Here is an 11,012-nt window from a genome sequence, read left to right as displayed (position 1 = left end):
ATCTATTTTAAATTTGCTTAATGAAATATTATTATATTTCCTTAATGATCTATTGAATCCATTATAAATAATTTCCACTTTATCATCATCTAAATTTGGATAATAGTTTTTAAGTTCATTATAAGTAAATTTAGAAATACATATTAGTTTATCTGCATTTTTTACAGTTTTATCCAGTAAAAGCTTTTTTGTTGCTACTTGTCCTTTTGTATAGCACTCTTGCACAGTAAAAAATGCCATATCATGTATAGTCGCAACTTTTTTACTTTTAGAAAAAATTGGCGTTGCATAATCTGGAAAGTGAACTATGTCATTTTCCTTATATATATTTAATGCTTTTATTTGTTCATACATTATTCTATTTTTAGAACTATTTATCCCATTTATAATCTTTATATTTTTATAATCTTTATATTTATCTTCTACTTCTTTAGACAGCATGAATGTAATATTATCTTTATCAATCATATTGTCTACTAAATTTTTTGCATAATTCGATATCCCTGCTCCAAATTTAGAATATAGTAATCCATTAAACAATACTTTCTTCATATTCTCACCTTCGTTTAATATAAACTATTTACATATAGCCTGTATTATTATTTTTTATTAGCTCATCTACTATTTTCTTAACATCCTGAGCCTTATCTTTATTACATACCATAACAGCATCATCTGTAGACACCACGATTAAGTTTTTTATTCCTACAGTAGCTATAAGCTTATCTTCTGAATAAACTATACAATCTTTACTATCAATTGCTATAGTTTCTCCTCTTTTTATATTTCCTTCTTTATCAGATGGATATATAGCGCCTAATACATCCCAACTTCCAACATCATTCCAACCAAAATCACCAGGAACAACTATTACATCATTACTTCTCTCCATTATTCCATAGTCTATTGATATAGATGGTATAGTAGGATATATCTCTCGTAGCATTTCTTCTTCTTTGTCAGTTCCTATAAACTGTGATAATTTTTCCAACTTGTCATATATTTTCGGTAAATATCTCTTGAAATCTTCAAGTATCTTAGATACCTTCCATACAAACATTCCGCTATTCCATACATACTTACCACATTCAATATACGCCTTAGCAGTTTCATGATTTGGCTTTTCAACAAACTCTACTACATCATAAGCTGCATTGTTATATTCAATCTCTTTATTAAAGTTTATATATCCATATCCTGTTGATGGAAATGTAGGAGCTATTCCTACAGTAACTAACTTTTCATTTTTATCTGCTACTTTTATAGCCTTATTTAATACGTTAGTAAACTCAACTTCATTCTTTATATAATGATCTGCCGGATAAACACACATAATACCATCTCCATGTTTTTTCATTATATTAAATGCAGCATACCCTATTGCAGCAGCAGTATTTCTAGCACTTGGTTCTGGTAATATATTAGTATGCTCACACATATCGCCTACTGTTTGTTTTAATAAATCTATCTGCTTTTCATTAGCAACTATAAATAAGTTTTCCTTATCTGATAAAGTATTTATTCTTTTTATAGTTTCATTTATAAGAGCATCTTCTCCACTTAAATTAAGTAGTTGTTTTGGATGTTCTTGCCTACTTAAAGGCCAGAAACGAGTTCCCCCGCCTCCTGCCATTATCATGTTATATATTTTCATATTATATCCTCCATACTATATAGAGTCAACGATGTTAACTATTTGCTTAGTCATATGTTCTAATTTATTATCAACTTCGACTTTTTCATTTCCACTACATCCAAAGTAAAACTTTATCTTTGGTTCTGTTCCTGATGGTCTAACCGCTATCCAAGAATTATCTTCTAATATAAACTTAAGTACATCAGATTTAGGTAAGTTATATATGCCTTCTTTATAGTCTTTAAGTTTAGCTACTTTAATATCTGCTATAGTATCTACATTGGATTTTCTAAAGTAATTCATTATTTCTTTAATTTGTTTCATCCCATCTATACCTTTTAAAGTTACAGATTTTAGCTCTTCTTTAAAGTATCCATATTTTTTGTATACTTCTTGAAGTCCTTCATACAAAGTCATTCCTTTATCATAGTAATAAGCTGCCATTTCTGATATCAAAAGTGCTGCTACTACTCCATCTTTATCTCTTGCATGAGTTCCTACTAGGTATCCATAACTTTCTTCATAACCCATTATAAATGTAGCTTCTTGGCTCATTTCAAACTGTTGTATCTTTTCGCCTATAAATTTAAATCCTGTTAATGTATCTATTGAGTCAACATTGTAAGCTTTAGCTATTGTTGATCCAAGTTCTGATGTTACTATTGTCTTAACTATCGTAGGGTTTTTCATTCCTTTTATTTCTTCTACTTTATTGCTTAGAACATATTCAACCAATAATGCTCCTACTTGATTTCCGTTAAGTACTACATATTCTCCATTGTTGTCTTTAACTACTACCCCAACTCTATCACAATCTGGATCAGTTCCTATTATTATATCCGCTTCATTTTCTTTAGCCATTTCTATAGCTATATTAAATACAGCCTTTTCTTCTGGATTTGGATATTCTACGGTTGAGAAGTTGCTATCTGGCCTTTCTTGTTCTTTTACTACTTCTACATTTTTAAATCCAACTTCATCTAGTACATTTCTTATTGGTATATTTCCTGTACCATGTATTGGTGTAAAAATTATTTTTATATCTTTACCAACTTTATCTATTATGTCTTGTCTTATTATTTGTTCTTTCACTGCATCTATAAATGCTATATCTATTTTTTCATCTAATACTTCTATTAGTTTGTTATCTTCATTAGTAGTTGGGATAGTACTATAATCTTCTATCTTATTAACTTCTGTTATTATTTCTTTGGCAATATTTGGACAAACTTGTCCTCCATCAGTCCAATATACTTTATATCCGTTGTACTCTGGTGGATTATGACTTGCTGTTATTACTATTCCCGCTACACATCCTAAGTGTCTAACTGAAAAAGATAATTGTGGAGTAGATCTAAGAGAATCATATATATATGTTTTTATTCCACATGCCGCTAGTGTTTTAGCTGCTTCTATACAAAATTCTTCACTTTTGTATCTAGAGTCATATGCTATAACTACTCCTTTTTCTTTGCCTTCTTCGCCGCACTTATTTATTATGTAGTTAGCAAGTCCAAATGTAGCTCTTCTTACTGTATATTTATGCCTCCTATGATGCGTTATCGTCTCCAAATAAAACAAACACGGTTTTAAATATTAGCTTTATATCTAACCATAAGTTTCTAGTTTTTATATATTCTATGTCCATATCAACCCACTCATCAAAGCCAATATTATTTCTACCACTTACCTGCCATATGCAAGTAAGTCCTGGCTTAACAAGTAGCCTTTGCATCTGATATGGTGTATATTGCTCTACCTCATGAGGTATCGGAGGTCTAGGTCCCACTAAACTCATATCTCCTTTAAGCACATTTATAAGCTGAGGAAGCTCATCTATACTAGTTTTTCTTATAAACTTACCTACTCTAGTTATCCTTGGGTCATCTTTTATTTTAAATACAGGACCACTTTGTTCATTTTGTTCTTGTAACTTATGTAGTAATTCTTCAGCATTATGTACCATACTTCTAAACTTGTACATCTTAAACGTCTTTGGATAAAGTCCGTTTCTTTCTTGACCAAAGAATACTTTTCCTTTTGGATCTTCTAATTTTATAAGTATTGCTACTAATAAAAATAATGGTGATAATAATATAAGTCCCGCTAAAGCTCCCACTATATCTATTGTTCTTTTTATAAATAGATATAATTTTGAATTATTTACTTTTACATTTTTTACGTCAATAGCTATAGCTGATTCATTAATTTCATCTTCAAATACAAACCTATCTTGCATTAATAAATCCCCCTATAATATAATTTCAAGTATCAATTTCTCATATCCCACTATATTATTATAAAGTCAAACTTTAATTTTATATTATAATAAAACATATAAAGTTTTTTTATATTGTTTCGTATAAATAAATTATGATTGATTATTAATAAATTTCAACTTTATACATTTATACATGGGATAAAAATAAGAACTTCTTCTGCCAAAAGAAGTTCTTATTTTTGTTTATACTTCTTTTTTTAATTTTTGCCTATTTTAAATTTCTTACTTTTATTACTTCTACCACTTTGTTCTTGGTAGTAGTAGTTATAGTACTGATATTCACTATTTTTATTAACTTCAAGTTTATTAAGTACTACACCTAGTATATTTGCATTAACTTTTTCTAGTCTTTCTTTTGATAAATTTGCCAATTTTGTATCTACTTCATTAGATCCAGTTACAAATACTACCCCATCACTGTATGTAGATATTATTCCTGCATCAGTAACAATTCCTATTGGTGGTGCATCTATAAATATATAGTCGTAAGCTTCCTTTAATGATTCTATAAATTCTCTCATTTTTTTAGATGATAACATTTCTGATGGGTTTATTGGAGTTGCCCCACATGTTAGTACATTTAAGTTTTTAATTTTGGTAGGATGAACACATTCTAAAAATGACTGCTTTCCAAATAGTACATCTGTAAGTCCATGTATATTACTTATATTAAACATCCTATGTACACTTGGATTTCTTAAATCTCCTTCTAAAAGCAAGACCTTCTTATCAAGATTAGCAAATGATACCGCTAGATTTGCTATTACAGTTGATTTACCTTCCCCTTGGTGTGAACTTGTTATACATATAGTTTTTAGTTTTTTATCTACATCAGAAAATTCTATACTAGTTCTTATCCCTCTATAAGCTTCTGCTATAGGAGATTTCGGATTATCTATACTTATTATTCTTCTTTTCATTCGTATACTCCTATCTTTCTATTGCTTCATTAGGTATAACACCTAGTATCGGAAGTCCTAATTGTTTTTCTACATCTTGTGGTGTTTTTATTTTATTATCAAGATATTCTATTAAACATACTACAAATAACCCTATCATTAAACCAAGCACAGCAGCTATTGCTATATTCATTTTTTTGTTTGGTTTTACTGGTTCTTTTGGAAGTATGGCCTTATCTATTACTTCTACACTATTTGCCTTTGTTATTCTTTTTGCTTCTTTAGTAAATACTTTTGGTATTTCATTAACTATATCTCTAGCTTTCTCTCTATTTGTATCTTGTACATTTATGCTTATGATTTGAGTATCTTTAACTGGTGATATAGTTATTTTTTCGACTAATTCATCATATGTTTCATCTAAATTTAAATTCTTTATCACTGGATTTATAACTGCTCTAGATTTGATTATTTCTCCATAGGTTACTGCAAGTTTTTGTGTAACACTAAATTGATCCCCTGTTATCATTTGAGTTTCTTCATTTTTTTCGGTGTTTACAATTAATGTTGAGTTTGCTTGATATACTGGTTTTAATACAAAAAAGCTTATTCCTGCACTGACTACTATAGCTATTATAGTTATAAGAGAGATTACCCAAAATCTCTTTTTTATAATTGCAAAATACTCTCTTAAGTCTATAGTTTCTTCCATTGAATATTTTTCTCCCTTCATTTGCATATTTTTTATAATACGAAGTATTAATAATCTTTCATATTAATTTTATCAACAAATAATAATATACCATGTTTTTTATTTTTTTTATATATATTCTTAAATTGTTACTTTTTCGTTCGACATAATTCGACATTTTTAGATTAAAATTACTTTTTTTGGTATTTTTTTATTTTTTTTAATGTTTTTTTATTTATTATTTTAATTCTGTTTTTTGCTTATGGAAATAATTACTTTTTTCATTAAATTTATTCATTTTGTATATTTTAAAATAATTTTTATAATTTAACATTATTTTTTATTTTTCCGATATGCAAACTGGAGCATACTCAATATTCTTTATAAAAAAAGAAGCTATCTTTTTTAGATAGCTTCTTTCTCTCTAATATTTATCTATTTCTTCTAATAACTCATCTACTAATGAATTTCCTTTTATTTTTCTAACTATTTCACCTTTTTTAAATAATAAACCTTCACCTTTTCCACCTGCTATACCAATATCGGCTTCTCTAGCTTCTCCTGGTCCATTAACTGCACATCCCATTATAGCAACAGTTATATTTTTATCCATATGATTTATTTTCTTCTCAACTTCATTTACTACACTTATTAAATCTATATTACATCTTCCACAAGTAGGACAAGATACTACTTTTATCTTATCATTTAGTAATCCTAGACTTCTTAGTATTTCTTTTCCTACTATTACTTCTTCACAAGGATCTCCTGTAAGAGATATTCTTATAGTATCTCCTATACCTTTAAGAAGTAACGCTCCTACTCCTATTGAAGATTTTATAGTTCCTTTTTTAACACTTCCTGATTCAGTTATACCAATATGAAGTGGATAATCTACTTTTTTAGATATAAGCTCATAAGCATCTAACGTCTTATATATATCTGATGATTTAAGAGATATTACTATATTTCTAAAATCTAAATCTTCTAATATTTTAACATGACCTAATGCACTTTCAACTAAAGCTTCTGGTGTCGCTGAACCATATTTTTGAAGTAGTTCCTTTTCTAATGATCCACCATTTACACCTATTCTGATTTTTAGATTTTTTTCTTTACACTTTTCAACTACCATTTTAACCTTATCTATACTACCGATATTTCCTGGATTTATTCTAACTCCATCTATACCTTGGTCTATAGCTTCAAGTGCTAGTCTATAATCAAAATGGATATCTGCTATTACTGGTATATTTACATTGGCCTTAATTTCGCCTATATTTTTAGCTGCTTCCATATCTGGAACTGCAACTCTTACAACATCACATCCAACTTCTTCTAATGCTTTTATTTGAGCTATTGTTGCCTTAGCATCTCTTGTATCAGTATTAGTCATAGATTGTATACTTATAGGATTATCTCCTCCTATTTTTAAACTTCCTACACTAACTTCTCTACTTTTTCTTCTCTCGTAACTCACGTCGTCACCTACTTTTTATTTCTTTTTTAGAATAATCTAGTTATATCTTTATACGTTACAAATAACATAAATGCCATTAATAGCGCAAATCCTGCTAAATGTATCATTCCTTCTTTGTTAGGATCTAATTTCTTTCCACCTCTTATGGCTTCAAGTCCTATCATAGCAAGCCTTCCACCATCAAGTGCTGGTATTGGAAGTAAGTTTAATATACCTAAGTTTAAACTTATTACTGCTGCTATATTTATAAGGTTAAAAATACCCATTTTTGCAGCATCTGAAACAATACCAAGAACGCCTATTGGTCCTGCTACTGAATTTCCTACTCCTCCAGGAACTGTTCCTGTTATTAATTGTCCAAAGAATGTTATCATTTGTACTGTCATATCGCCAGTCATTTTAAATGCTTTTGGTATTGCACCTAGGTAATCTCTTTCTTTAACTGGTACTATACCTATTTGATAAGCTCCTTCTTCATTTTTAACAGGTGTTAAGTTTACAGATTGAGTTTTTCCTTCTCTATCTATTTCTAGTTTTAATTCTTTTCCATTAGAACTATGTACAGTATTTACTAGTTGCTCCCAAGATTTTACCTCTTCACCGTTTACACTTTTTACTGTATCACCTACTACGATACCAGCCTTTTGAGCAGGGCTATTAGGCATTACTTTATCAAAAGTTGGCATTGGTGTCCCTATGTATATTATTACTGGTACTAATAATATCACTGTAAGTATTATATTAAAAAATGGTCCTGCAAATAATATACTTGCCCTTTGAAGCATACTTTTTTTTCCAAATGAATTAGGGTCATTAGATTCTCCATCTTCACCTTCCATACTTACAAATCCACCTAATGGTAATAATCTTATTGAATATTCTACATCCTTTTTTATACTAAATATCTTAGGTCCCATACCTATTGCAAATTCATGTATTGTTACTCCAGCTCTTTTTGCAAGAAGGAAATGTCCTAATTCATGAATAAATACAATTAAACTAAATAATAACAATGCTATTATTATAGTCATAATTTCACCGTCCTTTTATATAAAATTTTCAAACCTACCTTTTATATTATTAACCTATAGAATTTTTCACGAAGTTTCTACTCCATTTATCTACTTCTAATATTTCTTCTAATGTAGGATTCTCTATACTATTATGAGCTTCTAAAGTCTTCTCTATGTAATATGGTATGTCATAGAAGCCAATTTTATCCTCTAAAAATTCACTTACTAATACTTCATTAGCACTATTTAATGCAGCTGAGTATGTTCCTCCCATTTTTAATGTATCATATGCAAGCTTTAAACATGGGAATGTATCTAAATCTGGATTTTCAAATGTAAGTGTAGCTAGCTTTGCTAGGTCTAATCTTTCAAAATCATTTACAGATCTATCTGGATAAGTTAATGCATATTGTATTGGAAGTCTCATATCAGGGCATCCAAGTTGAGCCATAACCGAACTATCTATAAATTGAACCATTGAATGTATTATACTCTGAGGATGTACTACTACATCTATATCATTGTAATCTACTCCAAATAGCCATTTAGCTTCTATAACTTCTAGTCCTTTATTCATAAGTGTAGATGAATCTATGCTTATTTTTCTTCCCATACTCCAATTAGGATGTTTTAGCGCTTCATTTTTAGTTATATGTAATAAATCTTGTTTTTTCTTCCCTCTAAAAGGGCCACCTGATGCTGTAAGTATAATTTTTTCTATTTCCTTATTTTTTTCTCCATTTAAGCATTGGAATATTGCACTATGTTCACTATCTACTGGCAATATGTTAACATTATACTTTTTAGCTTCATTCATAACTAAGCTACCTGCACATACTAATGTTTCTTTATTAGCAAGAGCTATGTCCTTACCATTTCTTATAGCACAAAGTGTAGGAAGTAATCCTATCATTCCAACTATAGCAGTTAATAATACATCTATTTCATCTAATGATGATATAGCTTTTAATCCTTCCATACCACTTAATACTTCTATATTTATATCGCTTGGTATCATAGATTTTAATTTCATACAGCTTACTTCGTCATATACTGCAACATATTTAGGTCTAAATTCTTTTATTTGTTCTAATAATAAATCTACGCTACTATTAGCAGAAATAGCAACAACTTCAAATTTATCTTTGTTTGCTCTTACTACATCTAGAGTTTGCTTTCCAACAGATCCTGTAGATCCTAAAATAGATATTTTCTTCATAAAATTCACTTATCTTATTTCCCAATAAATAGACATTATTTCTACTTAATTGTTCCATATTCCTTTCTTTAAATATAAGCTTTGATTTACTGTTATATTATACCACTAATATTTATCTTTTCATATTATATGAAGTTTTTTTCATTTTAACAAAAATTCTACAAAAATTCTATTTAAATAAAGTGTAGAAGATTATTTTGCTCAAATTTAATAGTTTTGAATATAATTAAAGCTTCAGTTAAACTGAAGCTACTTAATAAAAAAGTCGATTGCATAATATACATACGGTGCTACTAATATAACACTATCAAATCTATCTAATATACCGCCATGACCTGGTATTAATTTTCCATAATCTTTTATACCTACATATCTCTTTATTGAAGATGCAAATAAGTCCCCACATTGTGCAACTATACTTCCCAAACTACCTATTACAGCCATAGTAAATAAATTTATATTAAATATATATCCAAATAAAATACAAAGGCATGCACTTCCTAGTATACCACCAATACTTCCTTCAACGGTTTTTTTAGGGCTTACTTTAGGTATTAGTTTGCGTCTTCCAAATAAATATCCAGTGAAGTATGCAAATGTATCTGTCGCAAAGGATATTATAAATATAAGCCATACATAAATCTGCCCAAATTCAAAATCATTTGTTGTAAGTATTATAAAATCTAAAAATATTGCTACATAAAAAATCCCTAAAAATGTAATTGCAATATCTATTATATTATTTTTACATTTTAAAAGATATCCTATACCTATTAAGAAAAGTATAAATACTATTACATAAGTATATTCTATATGTAAATTAAATGTATTTTTTATACCTAAATATACTGCAAATATATACCCTATAATAAATAATGGATTTATATTTTTACTTTTGAATGCTTTATAAAATTCATTAAGTCCAATGCAAACTATTGCTACTTCCGCGATGTATAAAGGTATCCCTCCAACTATAATAAATAAAAATAACGGTATTAGGGTCAATCCACCAATAATCCTTGTAAGCATAAAATATTCTCCTTACTTTAGTCCTCCAAACCTTCTGTCTCTAGTTTGATATACGTAGATAGCCTTTTGAAGTTCACTAGCATTAAATGCTGGCCAGTGTATATCTGTAAAATAGAATTCCGAATATGCAGCTTCCCAAAGTAGGAAATTACTTAATCTTTCTTCTCCACTAGTTCTAATGATTAAATCTGGGTCTGGAATAGACTTTGTGCTCAAATAGTTTTTTATAGTATCTTCTTCTATATCTATTATATCTATTTTACCACATTTTACATCTTTTGCTATATTTACCATAGCATTTTTTATATCATATCTACTTCCATAGTTTAATGCCAAGTTTAAGTTAACTCCAGTATTATACTTTGTTAGTTCATAAGCTCTTTCTAATTCTTCTATACAACTCTTTGGTAATTGACTTACATCACCTATTGCTGTTACCTTCACATCATTACTGTGAAGTTCTCTTATTTCATTTTTTAGATATGTTGATAATAAACTCATCAGTGTATCTACTTCAATCTTAGGTCTTTTCCAATTTTCTGTTGAAAAAGCGTAAAGTGTTAAATGCTTTACACCTAATCTTGAACATTCTTTTACAACTTCTCTTATAGTTTCTACCCCAGCTTTATGTCCTGCTGTTCTTGGAAGAAATTTAGATTTAGCCCATCTTCCATTTCCATCCATTATAATAGCTATATGAGTAGGTACTTTATTTAAGTCTATGTCATATGTACTGTTTTTATTCATATTTGCCTCCAATATTA

11 protein-coding genes are annotated in these 11,012 nt (G+C 28.8%); all 11 read right to left on the bottom strand.

Going from position 1 to position 11,012, the window contains the following annotated elements; all coding sequences use genetic code 11:
• Positions 1-552 (bottom strand): glycosyltransferase (locus tag BN899_RS05650; RefSeq protein WP_042273579.1); only part of this gene is annotated, 552 nt, incomplete at its 3' end.
• A gap of 28 nt (positions 553-580) precedes the next feature.
• Positions 581-1,654, bottom strand: coding sequence for a mannose-1-phosphate guanylyltransferase (locus tag BN899_RS05645; RefSeq protein ID WP_042273577.1), 1,074 nt, complete (start codon positions 1,652-1,654; stop codon positions 581-583).
• Positions 1,655-1,669: 15 nt separating this feature from the next.
• Positions 1,670-3,208 (bottom strand): phospho-sugar mutase, encoded by a 1,539-nt coding sequence (locus tag BN899_RS05640; protein ID WP_052356649.1) that lies wholly within the window; start codon positions 3,206-3,208, stop codon positions 1,670-1,672.
• Positions 3,186-3,875: a sugar transferase gene (locus tag BN899_RS05635; RefSeq protein ID WP_081712177.1), complete on the bottom strand. Its 690-nt coding sequence runs from the start codon at positions 3,873-3,875 to the stop codon at positions 3,186-3,188. Before BN899_RS05635 ends, BN899_RS05640 begins: the two co-directional genes overlap by 23 nt.
• Before the next feature lie 239 nt (positions 3,876-4,114).
• Positions 4,115-4,837 (bottom strand): CpsD/CapB family tyrosine-protein kinase, encoded by a 723-nt coding sequence (locus BN899_RS05630; RefSeq protein WP_042273576.1) that lies wholly within the window; start codon positions 4,835-4,837, stop codon positions 4,115-4,117.
• Between the two features lie 10 nt (positions 4,838-4,847).
• Entirely contained in the window at positions 4,848-5,528 is a 681-nt protein-coding gene (locus BN899_RS05625) for a YveK family protein (RefSeq protein ID WP_042273575.1), read from the bottom strand.
• Between the two features lie 403 nt (positions 5,529-5,931).
• Positions 5,932-6,987, bottom strand: a complete 1,056-nt coding sequence (ispG, locus tag BN899_RS05620) for a flavodoxin-dependent (E)-4-hydroxy-3-methylbut-2-enyl-diphosphate synthase (protein WP_042273573.1) — start codon at positions 6,985-6,987, stop codon at positions 5,932-5,934.
• 26 nt (positions 6,988-7,013) lie between these two features.
• Positions 7,014-8,018: an RIP metalloprotease RseP gene (gene rseP / locus BN899_RS05615; RefSeq protein ID WP_042273571.1), complete on the bottom strand. Its 1,005-nt coding sequence runs from the start codon at positions 8,016-8,018 to the stop codon at positions 7,014-7,016.
• Positions 8,019-8,067: 49 nt separating this feature from the next.
• On the bottom strand, positions 8,068-9,219 hold the full coding sequence (locus BN899_RS05610; RefSeq protein ID WP_042273570.1) for a 1-deoxy-D-xylulose-5-phosphate reductoisomerase: 1,152 nt from the start codon (positions 9,217-9,219) through the stop codon (positions 8,068-8,070).
• A gap of 249 nt (positions 9,220-9,468) precedes the next feature.
• Entirely contained in the window at positions 9,469-10,248 is a 780-nt protein-coding gene (locus tag BN899_RS05605; RefSeq protein WP_042273568.1) for a phosphatidate cytidylyltransferase, read from the bottom strand.
• Positions 10,249-10,260: 12 nt separating this feature from the next.
• On the bottom strand, positions 10,261-10,995 hold the full coding sequence (locus BN899_RS05600; RefSeq protein WP_042273567.1) for an isoprenyl transferase: 735 nt from the start codon (positions 10,993-10,995) through the stop codon (positions 10,261-10,263).
• Between the last annotated feature and the right edge of the window lie 17 nt (positions 10,996-11,012).

This window comes from Faecalimicrobium dakarense (assembly GCF_000499525.1).
In the GTDB taxonomy this organism is placed as follows: domain Bacteria; phylum Bacillota; class Clostridia; order Peptostreptococcales; family Peptostreptococcaceae; genus Faecalimicrobium; species Faecalimicrobium dakarense.
The sequence above is the reverse complement of the archived record's forward strand: the minus strand, read 5'-3'. Positions and strand labels throughout refer to the sequence as shown.

Excerpts from the sequence above, each read along its gene's own strand:
- BN899_RS05645 (WP_042273577.1), bottom strand. The coding sequence starts at position 1,654 with ATGAAAATATATAACATGATAATGGCAGGAGGCGGGGGAACTCGTTTC.
- BN899_RS05635 (WP_081712177.1), bottom strand. The coding sequence starts at position 3,875 with ATGCAAGATAGGTTTGTATTTGAAGATGAAATTAATGAATCAGCTATA.
- BN899_RS05630 (WP_042273576.1), bottom strand. The coding sequence starts at position 4,837 with ATGAAAAGAAGAATAATAAGTATAGATAATCCGAAATCTCCTATAGCA.
- BN899_RS05625 (WP_042273575.1), bottom strand. The coding sequence starts at position 5,528 with ATGGAAGAAACTATAGACTTAAGAGAGTATTTTGCAATTATAAAAAAG.
- rseP (WP_042273571.1), bottom strand. The coding sequence starts at position 8,018 with ATGACTATAATAATAGCATTGTTATTATTTAGTTTAATTGTATTTATT.
- BN899_RS05610 (WP_042273570.1), bottom strand. The coding sequence starts at position 9,219 with ATGAAGAAAATATCTATTTTAGGATCTACAGGATCTGTTGGAAAGCAA.
- BN899_RS05605 (WP_042273568.1), bottom strand. The coding sequence starts at position 10,248 with ATGCTTACAAGGATTATTGGTGGATTGACCCTAATACCGTTATTTTTA.
- BN899_RS05600 (WP_042273567.1), bottom strand. The coding sequence starts at position 10,995 with ATGAATAAAAACAGTACATATGACATAGACTTAAATAAAGTACCTACT.